The following is a 23,014-nucleotide window of genomic DNA, read 5'->3' as shown; positions in this document are numbered from 1 at the left end:
GCGCCCGCGGCCGGGGCAGGCAATGAAGAAAGCGGTGGCATGAACGACGGCGTGCTCTCCTGGGTACGAATCGATGCGGCAAGTTCAGTGCCCCCGTTCGAACAGCTCCGGCTGCAGATTCTCGACGCCGCCAACGACGGCAGCCTCCCCGTTGGTACCCGGCTGCCTCCCGTACGCACCCTCGCAGCCCAGCTGGGCCTCGCAGTCAACACCGTGGCGCGGGCCTACCGGGAACTCGAGCACGCCGAGGTAGTCACCACACGGTCCCGTGCCGGAACGGTCGTTGCCGCTGCGGGGGATAACGGACGCCGCCGCGTGGCCGAGGCGGCGCGGATTTTCGCCGAGACCGTCAGCGCCAACGGCGTGGATCACAAGGACGCCCTCTCCTACATCCAGGCTGCCCTACGCCAGCGGTGAACACGCCCGCCCTCGAATACGTTTTCGAATCGCCTTTGATCTAGAGTGGAAAGCGTGTCTACCGCGACTTCACTGACTTCTGGCCACAATCCCCACCCCTCCGGCGATCTTTCGCGCCTGGTCGTGAAGGGGGCAAGGGAACACAACCTGCAGAACGTGGACCTTGATCTTCCCCGCGACGCCATGATCGTCTTTACCGGTCTTTCCGGTTCGGGCAAGTCCTCCCTGGCGTTCGACACCATCTTCGCCGAAGGACAGCGGCGCTACGTCGAGTCCCTTTCCTCCTACGCCCGCATGTTCCTGGGACAGGTGGACAAGCCGGACGTCGACTTCATCGAGGGTCTCTCGCCCGCGGTCTCCATCGACCAGAAGTCCACCAGCCGCAATCCGCGCTCCACGGTGGGCACCATTACCGAGATCCACGACTACATGCGCCTGCTCTGGGCGCGCGTGGGTACGCCCTTCTGCCCCGTCTGCGGTGAGCCGGTCAGCCGCCAGACGCCGCAGCAGATCACCGACCAGCTCCTCGAGCTCGAAGAGGGCACGCGCTACCAGATCCTGGCTCCGGTGGTCCGCGGACGCAAGGGTGAGTTCGTCGACCTGTTCAAGGACCTCGCAGCCAAGGGCTACTCCCGCGCCAAGGTTGACGGAAAGACCGTCCAGCTCTCCGATCCGCCCAAGCTGGGCAAGCAGTACAAGCACACCATTGAGGTGGTCATCGACCGCCTGGTAGCCAAGGACGGCATCCGCCAGCGCCTGACCGACTCGGTTGAAACCGCCCTGGGGCTTGCCGACGGCCGCGTCCTGGCAGACTTCGTTGACCTGCCCGAAGACAGCCCGGAACGGACCAGGAGCTTCTCCGAGCACCTGGCCTGCCCCAACGAACATCCCCTGGCAATCGATGAGATCGAGCCGCGGTCCTTCTCCTTCAACAATCCGTTCGGTGCCTGCCCCGTCTGCACCGGCATCGGCTCCCGGCTGGAGGTGGACGAGGAACTGGTGGTTCCCAACCCGAACCTCAGCCTCGCCGCCGGCGCCATTGCGCCATGGTCCATGGGAACCGCCACCACTGAGTACTGGAACCGGCTGCTGTCCGGACTCGCCAAGGACATGGGCTTCTCCATGGACGTTCCGTGGAAGAAGCTGCCGGCCAAGGCCCGTGAGGCAGTGCTGCACGGCAAGGACCACAAGGTTGTGGTGCAGTACAAGAACCGGTTCGGCCGGGAACGCAAGTACACGACCGGCTTCGAAGGCGTGATTGGCTACATCAAGCGCAAGCACCAGGAAACCGAGTCCGAGAGCTCCCGCGACCGGTACGAGGAGTACATGCGGGAGATCGCATGCCCCGAGTGCGGCGGCGCGCGCCTGAACCCCGCGTCCCTGTCAGTGCTGATCAACAAGCGCAACATTGCCGAAGCCAGCGCCATGCCGCTGCGCGAAGCGGCAGAGTTCTTCGAAAACCTCGAGCTGACCGACCGCGAAGCCAAGATCGGCGAGCAGGTCCTCAAGGAGATCAAGGCCCGCCTGACCTTCCTGCTCGACGTCGGACTTGAGTACCTTTCCCTGGACCGCCCGGCAGCAACACTCTCCGGCGGTGAAGCCCAGCGCATCCGCCTGGCCACCCAGATCGGCTCCGGCCTCGTGGGCGTGCTGTACGTCCTGGACGAACCCTCGATCGGCCTGCACCAGCGGGACAACCGCCGCCTGATCGAAACCCTTGCGCGGCTGCGGAACCTCGGCAACACGCTGATTGTGGTGGAGCATGACGAAGACACCATCCACGAAGCTGACTGGGTCGTCGACGTAGGACCTGGTGCGGGGGAGAAGGGCGGCGAGATCGTCCACTCCGGTCCGTTGTCCGAACTGCTCACCAACACGCGTTCGATCACCGGCGACTACCTTTCCGGCCGGCGGAAAATCGAAATCCCCGCCAAGCGGCGCAAGGTGGACAAGTCCCGTCAGCTCAAGATCGTTGGGGCGCGGGAAAACAACCTGCGCAACATCGACGTCAGCGTGCCCCTGGGCGTCTTCACCGCGGTGACCGGCGTCTCCGGTTCCGGCAAGTCAACCCTCATCAACGACATCCTCTACCGGGTCCTGGCCAGCAAGCTCAACGGAGCAAAGCACGTTGCCGGCCGGCACACCCGGGTGGACGGCCTGGAACACCTGGACAAGGTCATCCACGTGGACCAGAGCCCCATCGGACGCACTCCGCGGTCCAACGCGGCCACCTACACCGGCGTGTTCGACCACATCCGCAAGCTCTTTGCCGAGACCACCGAGGCAAAGGTGCGCGGCTACCTGCCCGGCAGGTTCTCGTTCAACGTCAAGGGCGGCCGCTGCGAAGCCTGCCACGGTGACGGCACCCTGAAAATCGAGATGAACTTCCTGCCGGACGTGTATGTACCCTGCGAGGTCTGCCACGGTGCCCGCTTTAACCGGGAAACCCTCGAGGTCCATTACAAGGGCAAGAACATTGCCGAAATCCTGGACATGCCAATCGCAGAAGCAGCGGAATTCTTCGCTGCCTTCGCGCCGATTGCCCGGCACCTGAACACCCTGGTGGACGTTGGTCTCGGCTACGTGCGCCTGGGCCAGCCGGCCACCACACTCTCCGGCGGCGAGGCGCAGCGCGTAAAGCTCGCAGCCGAGCTGCAGAAGCGGTCCAACGGCCGCAGCGTGTACGTCCTGGATGAGCCGACCACGGGTCTGCACTTCGAAGACGTCCGCAAGCTGCTCCTCGTGCTGCAGGGCCTGGTGGAGAAGGGCAACACGGTCATTACCATTGAGCACAACCTGGACGTCATCAAGAGCGCGGACTGGATCATTGACCTGGGGCCCGACGGCGGTACCGGCGGCGGCATGGTTGTTGCCTCCGGCACACCTGAGAAGGTGGCGAAGTCTCCGGACAGCCACACCGGAAGGTTCCTGGCCGAGATCCTCAGCTAGGGCCGCCTGCCGGTCCGGCAAATCCTGCTGACATATTCCCGCCAGGTTATACGTTTTTACGCCGGCGCCCCTGTCTGTGCGAAACTTGCCCGGTGACGAATTCAAGGCTTTTGGTGCTGTTCGACCTGGACGGCACCCTCGTGGACCCTGCCGGCAGCATCACCGGGGGCATCTCAGCAGCACTCGCCGAAGCCGGTCTGCCGGTGCCGCCCGCAGCCGAGCTCGACCGCATGGTGGGACCGGCACTGAAGGAGTCCCTCACAACCATCGCTTCCGTGCCGGCAGAGCAGCTGGAGAGCGTGATCGCACGCTACCGCAGGGGCTACCGGGAAACCGGCATGGCTGCGAGCAGGCCGTACCCGGGCATTGCCGACGCCGTCCGGAACCTGCGCGCGGACGGCGCGCTCGTCGCCGTCGCGACGCAGAAGCCGGAACCCATCGCGCGTGAGCTCCTGGCCGTCCAGGGACTCGACACCCTCTTCGACTCGATCCACGGCTCCCCGGCAGACGAGCGGCTCGCCGCAGCCGACGGAAAAGTCTCCATCATCCGCGCTGCCCTGGCAGAGCATCACGGCAGGTATTCCTCCGCCGTGATGATCGGCGACCGTTCCCACGACGTCCACGGCGCTTCCGCCAACGGCATTCCCTGCATCGGCGTGGCCTGGGGATTTGCCCCGGACGGCGAGCTCGAGGCGGCCGGAGCCGCCGCCGTCGTGCGCTCCGCAGCGGACCTGGCTCCCGCTGTCCGCGCCTGCACGCAACCGGCAGGTGCCAATGGGACTGTATAACCTCACGCGGTCCAGCACGCGGGGACTGATTTCAATGTGCCGGCCCAGCATCACCGGGCTGGAGAACGTTCCCACCACCGGCCCGTTCATCGTTGCCGCCAACCACCTGTCCTTCCTGGACAGTGTGCTCATCCAGGCGCTGATGCCCCGCCGCGTCGGCTTCTTCGCCAAGGCTGAATACTTCACCACGCCCGGCCTCAAGGGCGCCGCCATGCGGAACTTCTTCGAGAGCGTGGGTTCCATTCCGGTTGAACGCGGCCAGCAGGCCGCCAGCGTAGCGGCACTGAAGTCCCTGCTGGACGTACTTGAAACCGGCGGCGGCATCGGCATCTATCCCGAAGGCACGCGTTCTCGGGACGGGCTGCTCTACCGCGGCCGCACCGGGGTCGGCTGGCTTGCCCTGACCTCCGGCGCTCCGGTGGTACCGGTAGGCCTGATCGGCACGGAACGGCTGCAGCCGGCCGGCAAGAAATGGGTCAAGCCGCACTCCTTCACCATGAGCGTGGGACGGCCGCTTTACTTCTCGAAGACCGGCCCGCAGCATGCACTGCCCGAACGGCGGCGCGTCACAGACCAGGTCATGGACGCGATTGCCGAGCTCTCCGGCCAGGAACGCGCCGGCAGCTACAACCAGAACAAGCCCGACGGCGCCTAGGCAGCACTGCCGGGTGCGCTTTGCGCGGGCGGCGAACCCGGCTCTGCCGGCCGGGCGCGGGCCGTAGGATGGAAAAGTGGCAGATCCAGCAACTTACCGGCCCCGGACGGGGGAGATCCCGACCGAACCCGGGGTGTACCGTTTCCGCGACGAACACCGGCGGGTTATCTACGTAGGCAAGGCAAAGAACCTCCGGTCACGGCTTAATTCGTACTTCGCCAGTCCGCGGCAGCTGATGCCAAAGACCCGGGCCATGGTCTTTACGGCCACCAGCGTTGAATGGACGGTGGTGGGCACCGAGCTTGAAGCACTGCAGCTCGAGTACACCTGGATCAAGGAATTCAATCCCCGGTTCAACATCATGTTCCGGGATGACAAGTCCTACCCCTACCTCGCCGTGACCATGGGGGAGAAGTATCCCCGTGCGCAGGTCATGCGCGGGGAGCGCCGGAAGGACACGCGCTACTTTGGCCCGTTCTATCCGGCAAAAGCCATCCGCGAAACCCTGGACACCCTGCTGCGTGTCTTCCCGGTCCGCACCTGCAGTGCCGGGGTCTTCAAGCGGGCCGAACGCACCGGACGGCCCTGCCTCTTGGGGTACATCGACAAGTGCTCGGCACCCTGCGTCGGGCGGATCAGCCCGGAAGACCACCGGGCGCTGGCAGCGGAACTGTGCTCCTTTATGTCAGGTGAGGGCAAGCGCTTCATCCAGGACCTGGAGAAGCGGATGCAGGCAGCGGTGGCGGATCTCGACTACGAGTCAGCTGCCCGGATCCGCGACGACATCGCAGCCCTGAAGAAGGTCTTCGAGCGGAACACCGTCGTCCTGTCCGAAGACACTGATGCCGACATCTTTGGAATGGTCCAGGACGAGCTCGAAGCCTCGGTCCAGGTATTCCACGTCCGCGGCGGACGGATCCGCGGCCAGCGCGGCTGGGTGGTGGAGAAGGTCGAAGACATGGATACCGGCGAGATCGTGGAGCACCTGCTGCAGCAGGTCTACGGCGAAGCGTCCATGGCGGACAGCATTCCGCGCCGGGTCCTGGTCCCGGTGCTGCCGGACAACGCCGAAGAGCTGCAGGTCTGGCTCGCCGGGCTGCGCGGATCCAAGGTGAAAATTTCAGTTCCCCGGCGCGGCGACAAGAAGTCCCTCATGGAAACCGTCACCCGCAACGCCGAGGACGCCATGCGGCTGCACAAGAGCCGCCGCGCCGGCGACCTGACGACGCGCTCGGCTGCACTGTCCGAACTGCAGGAGGCACTGGATCTTCCGGTTCCGCTGCTGCGCATCGAGTGCTACGACATCTCCCACGTCCAGGGAACGAACGTTGTCGCCTCCATGGTGGTGGCCGAAGACGGGCTGATGAAGAAGTCGGACTACCGCCGCTTCTCGATCACCGGTGACGCGGCCCGCGACGACACCGCCTCCATGTACGACGTGATTTCCCGGCGCTTCAAGCACTATCTTGCAGAAAACTTCGATCCCGCCGCGCCGGTGCCCGACGCCGAGCCCGGGTCAGTTCCGGCGGCAGAGGAGCCCAGCGGTCCGGTAGCTGACACGCTGACGGCGGCGCCGAAGGCCAAGTTCGCCTACCCGCCCAACCTGGTGGTGGTCGACGGCGGCAAGCCCCAGGTCACTGCCGCGTCCCGGGCCCTGGAAGACCTCGGCATCACCGACGTGTACGTCGTGGGGCTGGCCAAGCGCCTCGAAGAAGTCTGGGTTCCGGAGAGCGACTTCCCGGTGATCCTCCCGCGTTCCTCCCAGGCCCTGTTCCTGCTGCAGCGGATCCGCGATGAAGCCCACCGGTTCGCCATCACGTTCCACCGGCAGAAGCGCGGCAAGTCAATGACCGCCTCAGTACTGGATTCAGTGCCCGGACTGGGACCCGCCAAGCAGAAGGCCCTGCTGAAGCACTTCGGTTCTGTACGGCGCCTCAAGCAGGCCGACGCCGCGCAGCTGCAGGAGGTTCCCGGTATTGGACCGTCCATGGCCGCGGCCCTGCAGGCAGCCCTCGCCGCGTCGGGCGCGGACGCGGCACCGGCCGTAAACATGGCCACCGGCGAAATAGTTGAATCTTAGCTAGGCTGGGATGGCCGGACTGCCCGGTTCCCTCCACGGGGACAGGCAGCGGCAAAGCAGCGGCTGCCCGGCATTGGGAGCCCGGTGAGTGACGGGAAAATAGACATGAGTGAAGTGGACGGGCTGCAGAGCGTCAAACCCGCTGAGTCCGAACTGCTCGTTGTCACCGGTATGTCCGGTGCCGGCCGCAGCACGGCTGCCAACGCGCTGGAGGACCACGGCTGGTACGTGGTGGAAAACCTTCCACCGCTCATGCTGGGCACCCTCACCGAGCTCGTCTCCCGGATGCCGCATTCGATCCCCAAGCTCGCCGTCGTGATCGACGTGCGCAGCAAGGAGCTCTTCCAGGACATCCGCGAAGCGCTGAACAACCTGCGCGCCGCCGGCGTCACCTACCGGGTCCTGTTCCTTGATGCCTCGGACCAGACCCTGGTGCAGCGCTTCGAATCCGGACGGCGGCCGCACCCGCTGCAGGAGGACGGCCGCATCCTGGACGGCATTGCCGCGGAGCGCGACGTGGTGAAGGAACTGCGGGACGCTTCCGACATCATCATTGACACGTCCAAGCTGAACGTGCACGCCCTCGCGACGGCCGTGACCGAACTCTTCACCGAACAGGGTCCCATCGTCCTGCGCCTGAACGTCATGAGCTTCGGCTTCAAGTACGGGCTGCCGGTGGACGCGAACTTCGTTGCGGACGTGCGCTTCATCCCCAACCCGCACTGGGTTCCCCAGCTTCGTCCGCACACCGGCCAGGATGCCGATGTGCGGGACTACGTCCTGGCTGCGCTGGGCACCGAGGAATTCCTGGACCGTTACGTGGATGCCCTGGTACCGGTAATTGACGGCTACCGCCGCGAGAACAAGCACTATGCGACCATCGCCGTGGGCTGCACCGGCGGAAAGCACCGGTCCGTCGCGGTCACGGAGGAACTGGCCAAGCGCCTTGCCAAGCTTCCCCATGTCACGGTCAGCGCCCACCACCGCGATCTGGGGCGGGAGTAGGTGGGCTTCCTGACCGGCCCCATCCCGGTGCTTCCGGAGGGTTCCACCCTGCCGGCCACCAGCGGATCCAGGCCGTCCGCCGTCGTCGCGCTTGGGGGAGGGCACGGACTGTCGGCTACGCTTTCCGCGCTTCGCCTGCTGACCACCGACCTCACGGCCGTTGTCACCGTGGCAGATAACGGCGGCTCTTCCGGCCGCCTGCGCGAAGAACTCGATGTGCTTCCCCCAGGGGACCTGCGAATGGCACTGGCTGCCCTGTGCGACGACACTGACTGGGGACGCACGTGGCGGGACGTCATGCAGCACCGCTTCAAGTCCCGGCCTGGGGTGGACGGTTCACTGGACAACCATGCACTGGGCAACCTGCTCATTGTGACGCTCTGGGAGCTGCTGGGGGATCCTGTGGCGGGGCTGCAGTGGGCAGGCGCCCTGCTCGGCGCCCGGGGGCAGGTCCTGCCGATGTCCACCCATCCGCTGACGATCCAGGGGGACGTGCTGCGGCAGACTGACTCCGGGCTGCGCCATGAGACGGTGACCGGCCAGGCTGAACTGGCCGTGGCCGGCACCCGGTCCAACGTGGTCAACGTCCGCCTGCTGCCTTCGGACGCACCTGCGTGCCCCGATGCCCTCACCGCCATTGAGAAAGCGGACTGGGTCATCCTTGGCCCCGGATCCTGGTACACCTCGGTGCTGCCGCACCTGCTGCTGCCCCAGATGCGTGACGCCCTGTGTGCCACAAGTGCCCGCCGCTGCCTGACGATGAACCTGCGCAACGAAACCAAGGAAACCGCGGGCATGAGCGCGGTGGACCACCTGCACGCAATCCGGCGCTATGCCCCCGGCTTCAAGGTGGACGCTGTCCTCGCGGACCCGGCCGTCGTCGAGGACCGGGACTCCTTCGCAGCAGCCGCCGCGGAAATGGGCGCACGGGCCGTCTTCGGTAAGGTAGGGGCAGCGGCCGGGCGGCCGATCCATGATCCGCTGCGGCTGGCCGCTGCTTATCACGATATTTTTGGGGAGAACTAGGAGTGTGTTTGTGGCGCTGACTGCTGCAGTCAAAGAGGAACTTTCGCGCCTGAGCGTAAAGAAGTCCTCGGTTCGTAAAGCCGAAGTCTCGGCAATGCTGCGTTTTGCAGGAGGCCTGCACATCATCTCGGGCCGCATCGTGATTGAAGCGGAAGTTGACCTGGCTTCCACCGCACGCCGGCTGCGGGCGGCCATTGCGGAAGTCTACGGCCACGCCAGCGACATCGTGGTGGTCTCAGGATCCGGGCTCCGCCGCGGTAACCGCTACATAGTGCGCGTGGTCAAGGACGGCGAATCGCTGGCGCGGCAGACCGGCCTGCTGGACGCCCGCGGCCGTCCGGTCCGCGGGCTGCCTTCCGTCGTCGTCAACGGTTCCGCCGCGGACGCCGAGGCGGTCTGGCGCGGTGCCTTCCTGGTCCACGGGTCCCTGACCGAACCCGGGCGTTCATCCTCGCTTGAAGTCACCTGCCCCGGTCCGGAGGCTGCCCTCGCGCTGGTCGGCGCTGCCCGGCGCATCGGAATCCAGGCCAAAGCGCGGGAGGTGCGCGGCGTCGACCGCGTGGTCATCCGCGACGGGGACACCATTGCCGCCCTCCTGACCCGCATGGGGGCCCATGACGCGCTGATGGTCTGGGAAGAGCGCCGGATGCGCAAGGAAGTCCGGGCCACCGCCAACCGCCTCGCCAACTTCGACGACGCCAACCTGCGGCGCAGCGCGCAGGCAGCCGTAGCTGCCGGAGCACGCGTGGAGCGGGCCCTTGAAATCCTGGGCGAAGACGTCCCGGAGCACCTGCGCTACGCGGGTGAGCTGCGTGTCGCGCACAAGCAGGCCAGCCTTGACGAACTGGGCCGGCTGGCCGACCCGCCCATGACCAAGGACGCCATCGCGGGCCGGATCCGACGCCTGCTGGCGATGGCGGATAAGCGTGCAGCTGAACTTGGCATCCCCGGCACTGAAGCCAATGTGACCCCTGAAATGCTAGACCAGTAACGTCTTGCATAGGATGGACTAAGCGTGCTGATTTATGCAGCACTATCAAACGTCCGGATGGACACGCCATCCGGAGTTATGGATCCGACAATCAACGGAGGATTTTCGTGAACGAATACACACTGCCGGAACTGCCGTACGACTACGCAGCCCTTGAGCCCCACATCTCGGCACGCATCATGGAGCTCCACCATGACAAGCACCACGCCACCTACGTAGCCGGCGCCAACACCGCACTGGCCCAGATGGCTGAAGCCCGGGAAAAGGGCGAGTTCGGCAACATCCCGAAGCTCTCTAAGGACCTCGCCTTCCACCTCGGCGGACACACCAACCACTCCATCTTTTGGAACAACCTGTCTCCGGAAGGCGGCGACAAGCCCGTAGGCGAGCTCGCAGCAGCCATCGACGACTTCTTCGGATCCTTCGATGCCTTCCGCGGCCAGTTCACCGCTGCAGCCAACTCCCTGCAGGGATCCGGCTGGGCCATCTTGGCCTACGAGCCCCTCGGCGGAAACCTGGTCATCGAGCAGCTTTACGACCAGCAGGGCAACATCCCCGTTGGCACCATTCCGCTGCTGATGCTGGACATGTGGGAGCACGCCTTCTACCTGGACTACGTCAACGTGAAGGCTGACTACGTCAAGGCCTTCTGGAACATCGTCAACTGGGCCGACGTCGCTGCGCGCTTCGAGGCTGCACGCTCCGGCGCCAGCCAGCTGGTCCTGCCCGCCTAACACGCCTTAATTGCGTCTGCAGCGCCGATTATCAGGTGCCGCCGGTCACACACCGGCGGCACCTGCGCGTAAGATGAAGCAACGGCTCATGCAGTGCCTGACCGGCAATCCGTGCGCTGATGCAGGTCCGGAATGCGCCGCTCCTGTGAAGTCAACTGAAGTGGCCTTTTCCCACTGAGGTCACTGATTCTCGAACGACCGCTATCAAGGAGAGAACAAAAGTGACTACTCGTGTTGGAATCAACGGATTCGGGCGTATCGGACGCAACTACTTTCGGGCAGCGCTCGAGCAGAACGCGGATCTGGATATTGTCGCCGTCAATGACCTGACCAGCCCCGAGGCCCTGGCCCATCTGCTCAAGTACGACTCCATCACCGGGCGCATCGGCGAAAGCGTCGAGGTCCAGGACGGCAACCTGGTAGTCGGTGGCAAGACCATCCGGGTCCTCGCCGAGCGGGACCCGTCCAACCTGCCGTGGAAAGACATGGGCGTGGACATCGTCATCGAATCCACCGGCTTCTTCACCAAGGCCGACGACGCACGCAAGCACCTTGATGCCGGCGCCAAGAAGGTCCTGATCTCCGCACCCGGCAAGGGCGCAGACCGCACCATCGTGATGGGCGTGAACGACTCCGAGTACGATCCGGCGACCGACAGCATCGTCTCCAACGCATCCTGCACCACCAACTGCCTGGCACCGCTTGCAAAGGTCATCAACGATGCGTTCGGCATTGAGCGGGGCCTGATGACCACCGTGCACGCCTACACCGCGGACCAGAACCTGCAGGACGGCCCGCACCGCGACCTTCGCCGGGCCCGCGCAGCCGCACTGAACATCGTTCCCACCACCACCGGCGCAGCCAAGGCAATCGGCCTGGTCATTCCCGAGCTGGACGGAAAGCTGGACGGCTTTGCCCTCCGAGTTCCGGTTCCGACCGGTTCCGTCACGGACCTGACCGTGAACCTGGCGCGCGAGGCCAGCGTCGAGGAAATCAACGACGCCTACAAGGCCGCAAGCGAAGGGAACCTCAACGGCTACCTGCGCTACTCCGATGAACCAATCGTCTCCTCCGACATCGTGACCGATCCTTCGTCCTGCATCTTCGATGCCCCGCTGACCCGGGTGATGGGCAATGAGATCAAGGTGGTCGGCTGGTACGACAACGAATGGGGCTACTCGTGCCGGATGGTGGACCTCACCGCGCTCGTAGCCTCAAAGCTCTAGGTCCCCGCCCGAACGGCTAAGAAACAAAGGTTGACATGACAATCAAGACACTTGACGAACTGATCAGCGACGGCGTTGACAACAGGTACGTTCTGGTCCGCTCCGACCTCAACGTACCGCTGGATGACGGGCGCGTTACCGACGATGGCCGGATCCGCGCCTCAATCCCCACGCTGCAGCTGCTGGTTGAGCACGGCGCCAAGGTTATCGTCATGGCACACCTGGGCAGGCCCAAGGGCAAGCCGGACGAGAAGTACAACCTCCGTCCCGCTGCTGACCGGCTGGATGAGCTCGCGCCCTTTTCGGTTGAGTTCGCCGAGGACGTAGTCGGTTCCAGCGCCAGGGAGCTGGCAGGTTCCCTCGCATCCGGCAGCGTGCTGGTGCTGCAGAACATCCGCTTCGATCCGCGCGAGACGTCCAAGGACGACGCAGAGCGCCAGGAGCTGGCACGTGACCTGGCCTCCCTGACCGGCGGCAACGGTGCGTTTGTCGACGACGCTTTCGGCGCGGTGCACCGCAGGCACGCCAGCGTCTACGACATCGCCGAGGTGCTGCCGGCCTACGAGGGCAACCTTGTCCGCAGCGAGCTCGAAGTCCTGTCCCGCCTCACCCAGGAACCTGCCAAGCCCTATGTGGTGGTCCTGGGAGGGTCGAAGGTTTCAGACAAGCTGGCAGTGATCGAAAACCTGATGACCAGGGCGGACTACCTCCTCGTGGGCGGTGGCATGGTCTTCACGTTCCTCGCGGCTCAGGGCCACAAGGTGGGTGCTTCACTCCTTGAGGAAGACCAGATCGACACGGTCAGGAACTACCTCTCCCGTGCCAGGGAGGCCGGCTGCGAGTTCGTCCTGCCGACGGACATCGTAGTGGCGGACAAGTTCGCCGCCGACGCCGAACACGAGGTGGTCCCGGCAGATTCAATGGAAGACAGCCGGTTTGGCTCCTCGGGCATCGGGCTGGACATCGGCCCCGCGTCCGGTGCGGCCTTCGCCGACCGGATCCGCTCGGCGGAGACCGTGTTCTGGAACGGCCCGATGGGCGTCTTCGAGTTCGACGCGTTCTCCGGCGGAACACGGGCGGTCGCCGAAGGACTCAGGGACTGCTCCGGCCTGACCGTGGTCGGCGGCGGCGATTCAGCCGCGGCCGTGCGCAAGCTCGGTTTCTCCGACAGCGACTTCTCACATATCTCAACGGGCGGCGGAGCGAGCCTGGAGTACCTTGAAGGCAAGGAACTCCCGGGGATCGCTGTCCTCGACAAGTAGGCCGCGGACGGGCCCCCGGAGCTGCCTCCGGAGGGCCCGTTCTGCGTGTCCACGGTACTTATTTCCATCCACAACGAAACCGGAGCAGAGATGACCACCTCCACCAACGGCACGTACGACCGCACACCGCTGATCGCGGGCAACTGGAAAATGAACATGGACCACGTCCAGGGCATCACGCTGCTGCAGAAGCTGGCCTGGACCCTGAGCGACGCCCGGCACGACTATTCCCGCGTTGAGGTAGTTGTCTTTCCTCCGTTCACCGACCTGCGCAGCACCCAGACCCTGGTGCAGGGTGACAAGCTGAAGATCGGCTACGGGGGCCAGGACCTTTCCCCTGAGGACTCCGGCGCCTTCACCGGCGACATCTCCGGGCAGTTCCTTTCCAAACTGGGCTGCAGCTACGTGCTCGTCGGCCACAGCGAACGCCGCAGCGTGCACGGCGAGTCGGACGAACTGCTCAATGCCAAGCTCAAGGCAGCCTTCCGCAACAACCTCACGCCGGTCCTGTGCGTGGGCGAAGGCCTGGCCGAACGCCAGGCAGGGGAGCACCTGCTGCACACGCTCGAGCAGGTCCGAAACGACCTTGCAGGACTTTCCGCCGAGGAGGTCTCCAAGCTCGTGATCGCCTATGAGCCGGTCTGGGCCATTGGCACGGGCGAAGTGGCCGGGCCGGAGGATGCCCAGGAAATGTGCTCCACCATCCGCATGGAACTGGCTGACCTCTACGACGACGCCGTCGCTGCCAAGGTGCGCCTGCTCTACGGCGGTTCGGTCAAGGCGGCCAATGCCGCCAGCATCCTCAAGGAGCGCGATGTAGACGGCGTGCTGGTGGGCGGGGCGAGTTTGGATGTATCCGAATTTGCTAATATTGTCAGGTTTGAAGAACATCTGGTGACCGACTGACCTGCACAGCAGCAAGGTCTCCAATCTCATGCGTCACCCGTGAAAGGCCGTAAGTGGAAATTCTGAAGATCATCCTGCTTGTCCTGCTGGGGCTGAGCAGCCTGCTGCTGACCCTCCTGATTCTCCTGCACAAGGGACGTGGCGGCGGCATGTCGGATATGTTCGGCGGCGGCATGAGCACCAGCATGGGTTCCTCAGGTGTTGCAGAGAAGAACCTCAACCGCTTTACCGTGATCCTCGGTATCTCCTGGGGCCTGATCATCATCGCCCTGGGCCTGATCCAGCGGTTCTCCGGCGAATCGTAGGATCAGCAGCCGCATAAACCAAGACTGTAAAAGGAAGGCCCCGGTCACTTGGACCGGGGCCTTCCTTTTGTGCATGTTTCCTGAGCCGGAGGCGCTAGCTGCCGGCTTCCAGTTCTTCGGCTTCCTGATCCTCGCCTTCAAACAGCTGCTCGGGCAACTGTGAAGCAGCAGCCTGGTCAATCAGCCACCGGGTCTTGAGCTGTCCGCGCGGGCCTGCGGCCGGCACCTGGACCGGACCGGCACCGGCAAGGGCCAGCCCCACCGCACCTGCCTTGTCTTCGCCGGCTACTGTCAGCCAGACTTCCTCGGCCGTATTGATGGCCTCCAGGGTCAGCGAGACCCGTTCCGGCGGCGGCTTGGGGGAGTTCCGCACGGCAATGGTTGTCTGGCCCGTTGTACGGATTCCCGCCATCTCCGGGAACAGCGAAGCTACGTGGGCGTCCGGTCCGACGCCCAGCAGCAGCACGTCGAAACGCGGCAGCCGGGAATCCGGAGCAGCAAACTCCTCCGCCAGTACCTCGGCTTCAGCAGCTCCGGCCAGCTCGGCAGCGTAAGCATCCGCAGCTTCTTCAACCGTGTCGAAGTCGGCGGTGGAGGGCATCTCATGCACCCGGGCCTGATCGGCGCCAAGTGGCCTGAGCAGCGCTTCCTGGGCGGGAAGAGCGTTGCGGTCCGGTGAATCGGGTGTCACAAAACGCTCATCACCCCACCAGAAGTTCACCCGGGACCAGTCCACCGCGGTCCGGGCCGGTCCTGCGGCCACCGCGGCCAGGACGGCGGTGCCGGCGCTGCCTCCGGTAAGGACCACGGTGGCTTCCCCGCGCCTGCTCTGGACGTCTACCAGCTTGGTCACAAGCCGGGCTGCGGTGGCCTTCACCAGGGCATCAAAGTCAGGGTGGATGGTCACGCCTTTGGGGGAGTGCCTCATGCGGCGTTCCCTTCCGGGGCCAGGCACGCGGCCAGCCCCTGGGTCAGTACTTCTCCGAATACTTCGTCCGGGTCAAGCCGCCGCAGTTCTTCCGCGAGGCATTCATGCAGTGTCCGCAGCGGAAGGGCGATCCGCTGTTCGGGCTGTCCGGGCTGGGTCAGGTAGGCAGTGCTGCCTTCCGGGCGGCGCAGCTCCAGTGCTCCGCCGTCCCGCTCAATGCGGACCCGCCGGATTCCTGCCCCGGCCGGGTCCTCGATGATCTCCACGGGGACCCGCAGTGCGTGCTTCAGCCAGGCGGCCAGCAGGAAGGTGCTAGCCGAATCGGACGCACCTTCCACCGTGACGGACCTGATGCCGTCCCCGCCGTTCTGTTCCAGGACTGCTGCGAGCTGGATCCGCCAGTGGGTCAGCCGCGTCCAGCTCAGGTCAGTGTCCCCGTCCACGTAGCTGGTGCTCAGGTCCAGCAGCGCCTGCTTGGGGTTGGGCTCGTTGGCCGCGTCCGTTATCCGGCGGTGCGCTATCCGTCCCAGCGGGGTGGATGCTGCCGAGCGCGGCAGGCCGTGCGGCCACCAGACCACAATGGGAGCGTCCGGCAGCAGCAGCGCCGAGACCAGTGACTCACTCTCAGCGGCCAGCTCGCCGTACCCATAGAGCAGGATGACGTCGGAGGCACCGGCGTCGCCGCCCACGCGGATCTGCGCATCGAGGCGGGACGGTTCGTCGGCGGAACCGGCGGCCAGCACGATTACGCGGCAGGGGTGTTCCCGGCTGGCGTCGTTCGCGGCCTCGATGGCCTCTTCGACGTAGTCCGGCTCTGTGACGATCACCAGGGTCAGGACCCGGCCCAGGGCGATGACTCCGCCCTTGTCCCGCATGGCAACGATCTTCTTGGACACCTTCGAGGTGGTGGTGTCCGGCAGGTCAACTATCACGGCCTTCTCCAGGTCCTTCCGTCGCGGGCAAGCAGTTCATCGGCGGAGGAGGGTCCCCAGCTTCCGGGCGCGTAGGGCTCGGGCTGTTCGTCCAGGGAGGCCCAGTACTCCTCGAAGGGATCCACGATCTTCCAGGAGAGCTCAACTTCCTGGTGCCGCGGGAACAGCGGCGGTTCGCCGAGGAGCACGTCCAGGATCAGCCGCTCGTAGGCCTCGGGGCTGGATTCGGTGAAGGAATGGCCGTACCCAAAGTCCATGGACACGTCGCGCACCTCCATCTGCGTTCCCGGCACCTTCGAGCCGAAGCGGATGGTGGCTCCTTCGTCCGGCTGCACCCGGATGACCACGGCGTTCTGGCCGAAATCGTCCTCGGCATGGTCGCGGAAGAGCAGGTTGGGCGCGCGCTTGAAAACGACGGCGATTTCGGTGACCCGGCGACCCAGCCGCTTTCCGGCGCGCAGGTAGAACGGCACGCCTGCCCAGCGCCGGGTATTGATGTCCAGGCGGACGGCAGCGAAGGTTTCGGTCCGGGACTCCGGGTTGAACCCTTCTTCCTCCAGGAAACCCGTCACCTTCTCGCCGCCCTGCCAGCCGCCCGTGTACTGTCCGCGGGCGGAATGCCGGGAGAGGTCCTTGGGCAGCCGGACAGCGGCCAGCACCTTTTCCTTCTCCGCCCGCAGGTGCGCAGCGTCGAAGGAGATCGGCTCCTCCATCGCGGTGAGCGCCAGCAGCTGGAGCAGGTGGTTCTGGATGACGTCGCGCGCTGCGCCGACGCCGTCGTAATAGCCCGCCCGTCCGCCGATGCCGATGTCCTCGGCCATGGTGATCTGCACATGGTCAACGTAGTTGGCGTTCCAGATCGGTTCGAAGAGCTGGTTCGCAAAGCGCAGGGCCAGGATGTTCTGGACTGTTTCCTTGCCCAGGTAGTGGTCAATGCGAAAGACCGCGTCAGCAGGGAACACGGATTCGACGACGGCGTTCAGGTCCCGTGCAGACTGCAGGTCATGGCCGAACGGCTTCTCAATCACGACCCGGCGCCAGCGGCCGTCACCCGAACCGGCCAGGCCGTGGCTGGACAGCTGCTGGCAGACCTGCTCGAAACTCTTGGGCGGAACCGAAAGGTAGAACGCCACGTTCCCGCGGGTGCCCCGTTTTTCGTCGAGGTCCCGGAGTGTGTTGTGCAGGGTGTCGAACGCATCGTGGTCGTCAAAGCCGCCCTGCACGAAGCGGATGCCTTCCACCAGCTGGTCCCAGACACTTTCGCTGAACTTGGTCCGCGAACCGGCCTGCACCGCGTCCTTCACGTAGCCGGCAAAGTCGGCGTCACTCCATTCCCGCCGGCCGAATCCCACCAGTGAGAAGCTCGGGGGCAGGAGCCCCCGGTTCGCCAGGTCGTACACGGCAGGGATGAGCTTCTTGCGGGCCAGGTCACCCGTGACTCCGAAGATCACCAGCGAGGACGGCCCTGCGATCCGGCTCAGGCGCCGGTCGCGCGGGTCGCGCAGCGGGGACCCCGATGCGTTGTCTTGCTCTTGGAACATCAGTTATTTACCACCCAGGTCCGCAACGGCCGAAGCGAGCTGTTCCGCCCCGGCCTTTCTGTCCAGCAGGTTCAGCCGCAGCACGGGACGGCCGTGGTCCGCGAGGACCTGGGCATCGCCGGCTGCCTGCGCGGCAATCAGCTCGCCAAAGGTGAAGGGCCTTCCGGGGATCGCAATGTCCTGGGAGGCGTTTCCGGTGATCTGCAGGTACACGCCCTGGGCCGGTCCGCCCTTGTGGAACTGTCCGGTGGAATGCAGGAACCGCGGCCCCCAGCCAAAAGTGACCGGCCGGCCGGTTGCGTTTGCCAGCTCCGGACGCAGCTGCTCGAGTTCGGACTGGGCTGCGCGGTCCAGGTAGGCCTGGACGCTCAGGTAGCCGTCTTCGCCGAGCTGGGCCAGCAGCGCCTTCAGCGCTTCGCCCAGGGTCGATGCGTCGCCCAGCAGTGCGGCATCGCCGCGGACCTCAACTGATCCGTCAACGAACGACGGCGCGGCCGGCTCCGGCTGCGCGTCCAGCAGGCCGCGGGCAGCCTTCTTGGCGGCCTCAACGTCCGGCTGGTCGAAGGGGTTGATGCCCAGCAGGCGACCGGCGACGGCCGTGGCATACTCCCAGAGCATCATCTGGGCGCCGAGGCTGCCGGAAACGACTACCTGGTCGCCTTCGGGCACCGCATCTGAATCCGCGGCGGCAATCCGGACCACCAGGACGTCCGGGGCGCCGCTGAGCACCTCAGGGGCCCCCGGTTCCGCCACGACCGGCAGGACGCCGGTCTGGAGCTTGCCTGTGGACTCGGCGATGAGCTGTTCGGCCCAGTCCGGGAATCCGGCCAGGCCGGATTCTTCGTCCACAATGACGATCTTGTTCCGCAGCGGATTGGTTCCGCCCAGCGCTGCTCCCAGCGCCAGTCCGATGTTGTCTTCGGCGTTGTCGCTGAGGATCTCGGCCGTGTCCTCTGCAGCGTCAAGCAGCCCTTCGATGTCCGCCCCGGCCAGACCGGAAGGGACGAGGCCGAAGGCGGTCAGAGCGGAGTAGCGTCCGCCCACGTTGGGGTCGGCGTTGAACACAGCGCGGTACCCCGCTTCCCGGGCCGCTGCGTCAAGCGGCGACCCGGGATCGGTGACGACGACGATCCGCGAGGCGGCATCGATTCCCGCCTTGTTGAAGGCGTCTTCGAAGGCACGGCGCTGCGAATCCGTTTCCACCGTGGACCCGGACTTGGAGGAGACCACCAGGACGGTGGACGCCAGGTCCTCCGCCAGCGCGGCGGCAACCGAGTCGGGGTCGGTGGAATCAAGCACCTTCAGGTTCACGCCGGCAGTGCGGGTAATGACTTCCGGGGCGAGCGAGGAACCGCCCATGCCGGCGAGGACCACCCGGTCCACGCCCTCGGCAGCGAGTTCTTCGCGCAGCGCCCCGATCTGTCCCAAAAGCGGCCTGGAACTTGGCGCGGGGTTCAGCCAGCCGAGCCGGATGGAGGCCTCCGCTTCGGCATCCGGGCCCCACAGCGTCGGGTCCTGGGCGAGCAGCCGCGTGGCTACCTCGTCCCGGACCAGCGCAGGGACATGTGCCTCCACGGCTTCGCGCGCGGCTCCGGCAGCTTCAAAGGACAGGGTCGTCATGGGTGCTATGCCTTCCGTGCGGTTTCCAGTGCGGCGGTTACGGTTTCCAGCAGTTCGCCCCAGGAGACCACGAACTTGTCCAGGCCTTCCGTCTCCAGGACCTCCACGACGTCGTTGTAGTCAACGCCGGCTGCGTCCAGCGCATCGAGCAGGGCTGCGGATTCAGCGTAGGTCCCGGTGATCGTGTCGCCGGTAACCACGCCATGGTCCGCGGTGGCTTCCAGGGTCTTCTCCGGCATGGTGTTGACGGTATGCGGCGCAACCAGGCCGGTGACGTAGAGGGTGTCCGGCAGCGCCGGATCCTTCACGCCGGTGGAGGCCCACAGCGGGCGCTGGGCGTTGGCCCCGGCCGCTGCCAGGACCTGCCAGCGCTCGGATGCGAAGGACTCCTCGTAGACCTGGTAGGCCAGGCGGGCGTTGGCCAGGCCGGCCTTGCCCTTCAGCGCCTTGGCTTCGTCGGAGCCAACGGCGTCCAGCCGCTTGTCGATTTCAGCGTCCACGCGGGAGACAAAGAAGGAGGCGACGGAGTGGATCTTGGAAAGGTCGTGGCCGTTCTCCCGGGCCTGCTCGATTCCGGCCATGAACGCGTTGATGACCTCGCGGTAGCGCTGGAGCGAGAAGATCAGCGTCACGTTGACGCTGATGCCTTCTGCCAGTACGGCCGTGATGGCCGGCAGGCCCTCGGCGGTGGCGGGGATCTTGATCAGGACGTTGCTGCGGCCAACCTTGTCGAAGAGTTCCTTCGCCTCGTTGATGGTGCCCTGGGTGTCACGGGAGAGGCGGGGATCCACTTCGATTGAGACCCGGCCGTCGACGCCGTTGGTGGCCTCGGCAACGGGGGCGAAGATGTCGCAGGCCTGGATGACGTCGTCGGTGGTGATCTCGAAGACCGCCTTGTCGACGCCGGCACCGCTGGCGGCCAGCTGCGAAACCTGCGCGGCGTAGGACTCGCCGTTGGCCAGCGCTGCAGCGAAGATACTCGGGTTGGTGGTCACGCCGACCACGTTGCGGGAGGTGATCAGGTCCTTCAGGGAACCGGAGGTGATCCGTTCCCGGGACAGGTCGTCAAGCCAGATGGATACGCCGGCTTCGGAAAGCTCTGCGGTGGGTGTTGAAGTCATGGGTAGTGCTCCTTTATCCGTTTACTTCAGGTCGCCGGTCTCGGTGGAGTCAGCGCCGGAAGGTGCTGCAGGGGTGCCCGCGGGGGCTGCGTCCCGGCCGTTCACTGCGGCGAGGGAATCCCGCGCAGCCTGGGCCACGGCGTCGGCGGTAATGCCGAATTCGCTGAACAGGGTCTTGTAGTCGGCGGAGGCACCGAAGTGCTCCAGGGAGACCATGCGGCCGTCGTCACCGACGAATTCCCGCCAGCCCTGGGCGATGCCGGCTTCCACCGACACACGGGCCTTGATCGAACGGGGCAGGACGGACTCGCGGTAGTCCTCGTCCTGGCGGTTGAACCACTCCACGCTGGGCATCGAAACCACGCGGGCTGCCACGCCTTCAGCGGCGAGTGCCTCACGGGCCTGCACAGCGAGCTGGACTTCGGAACCGGTGCCGATCAGGATGACGTCCGGCGTAACGGTTTCGCCGCCGCGCACTGCCTCAGCCAGCACGTAGCCGCCGCGTGCAGCGCCGTCGGCGGCCGCGAAGGATGAGGCGCCTGCCGCACCGCTGCCGCGCTCCCAGGTGGGAACGTTCTGGCGGGTGAGGACGATGCCGGCCGGGTTCTCGGTGTTTTCAAGAATGGTGCGCCAGGCCACGGCTACCTCGTTGGCGTCCGCAGGACGGACGACGTCGAGTCCCGGGATGGCACGGAGGGAGGCCAGCTGCTCCACCGGCTGGTGCGTCGGGCCGTCTTCGCCGAGTCCAATCGAATCGTGTGTCCAGACGTAGATCGAGGGGACGCCCATGAGCGCGCCGAGCCGGATGGCCGGGCGCTGGTAGTCGCTGAAGATCAGGAACGTGCCGGAGAAGGCGCGGGTGTTGCTGGACATCGTGATGCCGTTGACGATCGCAGCGGCTGCGTGTTCGCGGATGCCGAAGTGCAGGACGCGGCCGTACGGTCCGCCGGACCATGCCGAGGTCTGGCGTCCGGCAGGAACGAAGGACGGTGCGCCTTCAATGGTGGTGTTGTTGGATTCGGCGAGGTCGGCTGAACCGCCCCAAAGCTCCGGGAGGACCGGGCCGATGGCACTGAGGACCTTGCCGGAGGCAGCCCGCGTGGAAACGTCCTTGCCTGCTTCGAATTCGGGCAGCGATTCTTCCCAGCCCTGGGGCAGCTTGCCCGCCTGGATGCGCTCGAGCAGCTCTGCGCCTTCCGGGTTGGCTTCCTGCCACGCGGAGAAGGAATCGTTCCACAGCGCGTGTTCCTTTGCGCCGCGGGACCGGACTTCACGGGTGTAGGCAAGGACGTCGGGGTCCACGTCGAAGGACTTCTCCGGGTCGAAGCCCAGGGTTTCCTTCAGCGCAGCCACCTCGTCGCGGCCAAGGGCCGAGCCGTGGATCTTGCCGGTGTTCTGCTTGTTCGGTGCGGGCCAGCCGATGATGGTGCGCAGCGAGATGATGGACGGGCGGTTCGTCTCGGCCTTCGCAGCTGCCAGGGCGCCGTAGAGGCCGTTGACGTCTTCGCGGTACTCGCCGCTTTCGGTCCAGTCCACCCGCTGGGTGTGCCAGCCGTACGCCTCGTAGCGCTTGAGCACGTCTTCAGTGAAGGCGATGTCGGTGTCGTCTTCGATCGAGATGTGGTTCTCGTCGTAGATGACCACAAGATTGCCCAGTTCCTGGTGGCCGGCGAGCGAGGACGCCTCGGAAGTGACGCCTTCCTGCAGGTCGCCGTCAGAGGCGATGACCCAGATGGTGTGGTCGAACGGGCTGGTGCCGGCGGGGGCATCGGCGTCGAACATTCCGCGCAGGCGGCGCTGTGCGTAAGCAAAGCCGACAGCGGAGGCCAGGCCCTGGCCCAGCGGGCCGGTGGTGATTTCCACGCCGTCGGTGTGGCGGTACTCGGGGTGGCCCGGGGTCTTCGAGCCCCAGGTGCGCAGCGCCTTCAGGTCATCCAGTTCCAGGCCGTAGCCGGAGAGGAACAGCTGGATGTAAAGGGTCAGCGATGTGTGGCCGGGGGAGAGGATGAAGCGGTCGCGGCCGAGCCAGTGCGGGTCTGCGGGATCGTGGCGCATCACCTTCTGGAACAGCAGATAGGCCGCCGGAGCCAGGCTCATGGCGGTTCCGGGGTGTCCATTGCCAACCTTCTCAACGGCGTCGGCTGCCAGGATGCGGACCGTGTCCACTGCCTTGCTGTCCGTTTCGCTCCAGGTAAGGTTCTGCTCTTCCAAATGTGGCACGTTTACCGGGCCCCTCTCTGTACGGATTACCGGCGCTTTCCGGCGCCGGATGCGGTGTTCTCACCACTACAACCGGGTTTTGTGCGCAATCGATACCCGACATGCACAAATTTCCTGCCAGAGCCGTACGGATGACCTGCCGGCCCTGCAGGAAATGTCCTTTCAACCTTATCCCGAAGCCCACGTCAATGGGCGTATCGGGTGCCGCATTCTGCGCTCCGGACGGACGCGGCATCCAAGTACCGGCCCCAAATGCCCGGATCCCGGATCCGTGCTTCGTTTTCTACAGGGGATAGAGGTTATGATGA

19 protein-coding genes are annotated in these 23,014 nt (G+C 65.6%); 13 read left to right on the top strand and 6 right to left on the bottom strand.

All coding sequences use genetic code 11. The annotated features are described in order from the left end of the window. Nucleotides 1-39: 39 nt before the first annotated feature. The 13 genes from NGB94_RS10305 (at nt 40) to secG (ending at nt 14,344) form a co-directional block, all read left to right on the top strand. Nucleotides 40-417 carry a GntR family transcriptional regulator gene (locus tag NGB94_RS10305; RefSeq protein WP_325790538.1) on the top strand — a complete coding sequence of 126 codons (378 nt, stop codon included), beginning with the start codon at nt 40-42 and terminating at the stop codon, nt 415-417. 54 nt (nt 418-471) lie between these two features. Then, nucleotides 472-3,366, top strand: coding sequence for an excinuclease ABC subunit UvrA (uvrA, locus tag NGB94_RS10300; RefSeq protein ID WP_325790537.1), 2,895 nt, complete (start codon nt 472-474; stop codon nt 3,364-3,366). 92 nt (nt 3,367-3,458) lie between these two features. Then, the gene (locus NGB94_RS10295) at nt 3,459-4,154 is read left to right on the top strand and encodes an HAD hydrolase-like protein (protein ID WP_325790536.1); all 696 of its coding nucleotides are present in this window, start codon (nt 3,459-3,461) and stop codon (nt 4,152-4,154) included. Further along, the gene (locus NGB94_RS10290) at nt 4,141-4,809 is read left to right on the top strand and encodes a lysophospholipid acyltransferase family protein (RefSeq protein WP_325790535.1); all 669 of its coding nucleotides are present in this window, start codon (nt 4,141-4,143) and stop codon (nt 4,807-4,809) included. Before NGB94_RS10295 ends, NGB94_RS10290 begins: the two co-directional genes overlap by 14 nt. A gap of 76 nt (nt 4,810-4,885) precedes the next feature. Beyond that, nucleotides 4,886-6,889: an excinuclease ABC subunit UvrC gene (gene uvrC / locus NGB94_RS10285; protein ID WP_325790534.1), complete on the top strand. Its 2,004-nt coding sequence runs from the start codon at nt 4,886-4,888 to the stop codon at nt 6,887-6,889. 105 nt (nt 6,890-6,994) lie between these two features. Next, nucleotides 6,995-7,894, top strand: coding sequence for an RNase adapter RapZ (gene rapZ, locus NGB94_RS10280; protein WP_325790533.1), 900 nt, complete (start codon nt 6,995-6,997; stop codon nt 7,892-7,894). Next, nucleotides 7,895-8,920, top strand: coding sequence for a uridine diphosphate-N-acetylglucosamine-binding protein YvcK (locus NGB94_RS10275; protein WP_325790532.1), 1,026 nt, complete (start codon nt 7,895-7,897; stop codon nt 8,918-8,920). It begins immediately after the preceding gene. A gap of 10 nt (nt 8,921-8,930) precedes the next feature. After that, entirely contained in the window at nt 8,931-9,911 is a 981-nt protein-coding gene (gene whiA / locus NGB94_RS10270) for a DNA-binding protein WhiA (protein WP_194783924.1), read from the top strand. A gap of 107 nt (nt 9,912-10,018) precedes the next feature. Then, a complete protein-coding gene (locus tag NGB94_RS10265) occupies nt 10,019-10,645 on the top strand; it encodes a superoxide dismutase (RefSeq protein ID WP_325790531.1) in 627 nt (208 codons plus the stop codon). A gap of 221 nt (nt 10,646-10,866) precedes the next feature. Continuing rightward, on the top strand, nt 10,867-11,871 hold the full coding sequence (gap, locus tag NGB94_RS10260; RefSeq protein ID WP_325790530.1) for a type I glyceraldehyde-3-phosphate dehydrogenase: 1,005 nt from the start codon (nt 10,867-10,869) through the stop codon (nt 11,869-11,871). Nucleotides 11,872-11,906: 35 nt separating this feature from the next. Next, entirely contained in the window at nt 11,907-13,133 is a 1,227-nt protein-coding gene (locus NGB94_RS10255) for a phosphoglycerate kinase (protein ID WP_325790529.1), read from the top strand. Between the two features lie 90 nt (nt 13,134-13,223). Beyond that, nucleotides 13,224-14,039, top strand: coding sequence for a triose-phosphate isomerase (gene tpiA, locus NGB94_RS10250; protein ID WP_325790645.1), 816 nt, complete (start codon nt 13,224-13,226; stop codon nt 14,037-14,039). Between the two features lie 53 nt (nt 14,040-14,092). Further along, on the top strand, nt 14,093-14,344 hold the full coding sequence (gene secG / locus NGB94_RS10245) for a preprotein translocase subunit SecG (RefSeq protein WP_325790528.1): 252 nt from the start codon (nt 14,093-14,095) through the stop codon (nt 14,342-14,344). Between the two features lie 94 nt (nt 14,345-14,438). Here secG and pgl read toward each other — a convergent pair whose 3' ends face one another. From pgl to tkt, 6 genes are read right to left on the bottom strand one after another with little or no spacing between them, the layout of a single operon-like run. Beyond that, nucleotides 14,439-15,272: a 6-phosphogluconolactonase gene (gene pgl, locus NGB94_RS10240; protein WP_325790527.1), complete on the bottom strand. Its 834-nt coding sequence runs from the start codon at nt 15,270-15,272 to the stop codon at nt 14,439-14,441. After that, nucleotides 15,269-16,204: a glucose-6-phosphate dehydrogenase assembly protein OpcA gene (locus NGB94_RS10235; protein WP_325790526.1), complete on the bottom strand. Its 936-nt coding sequence runs from the start codon at nt 16,202-16,204 to the stop codon at nt 15,269-15,271. Before NGB94_RS10235 ends, pgl begins: the two co-directional genes overlap by 4 nt. Continuing rightward, on the bottom strand, nt 16,201-17,745 hold the full coding sequence (gene zwf / locus NGB94_RS10230; RefSeq protein ID WP_325790525.1) for a glucose-6-phosphate dehydrogenase: 1,545 nt from the start codon (nt 17,743-17,745) through the stop codon (nt 16,201-16,203). The genes NGB94_RS10235 and zwf overlap by 4 nt, the downstream gene beginning before the upstream one ends. A gap of 3 nt (nt 17,746-17,748) precedes the next feature. After that, the gene (locus tag NGB94_RS10225; RefSeq protein ID WP_325790524.1) at nt 17,749-19,365 is read right to left on the bottom strand and encodes a glucose-6-phosphate isomerase; all 1,617 of its coding nucleotides are present in this window, start codon (nt 19,363-19,365) and stop codon (nt 17,749-17,751) included. 5 nt (nt 19,366-19,370) lie between these two features. Beyond that, on the bottom strand, nt 19,371-20,486 hold the full coding sequence (tal, locus tag NGB94_RS10220; RefSeq protein WP_325790523.1) for a transaldolase: 1,116 nt from the start codon (nt 20,484-20,486) through the stop codon (nt 19,371-19,373). Between the two features lie 21 nt (nt 20,487-20,507). Further along, the gene (gene tkt / locus NGB94_RS10215; RefSeq protein ID WP_325790522.1) at nt 20,508-22,697 is read right to left on the bottom strand and encodes a transketolase; all 2,190 of its coding nucleotides are present in this window, start codon (nt 22,695-22,697) and stop codon (nt 20,508-20,510) included. Nucleotides 22,698-23,014 lie beyond the last annotated feature (317 nt).

Source organism: Arthrobacter koreensis (genome assembly GCF_035792275.1).
Classification (GTDB): domain Bacteria; phylum Actinomycetota; class Actinomycetes; order Actinomycetales; family Micrococcaceae; genus Arthrobacter_B; species Arthrobacter_B koreensis_A.
The sequence above is the reverse complement of the archived record's forward strand: the minus strand, read 5'-3'. Positions and strand labels throughout refer to the sequence as shown.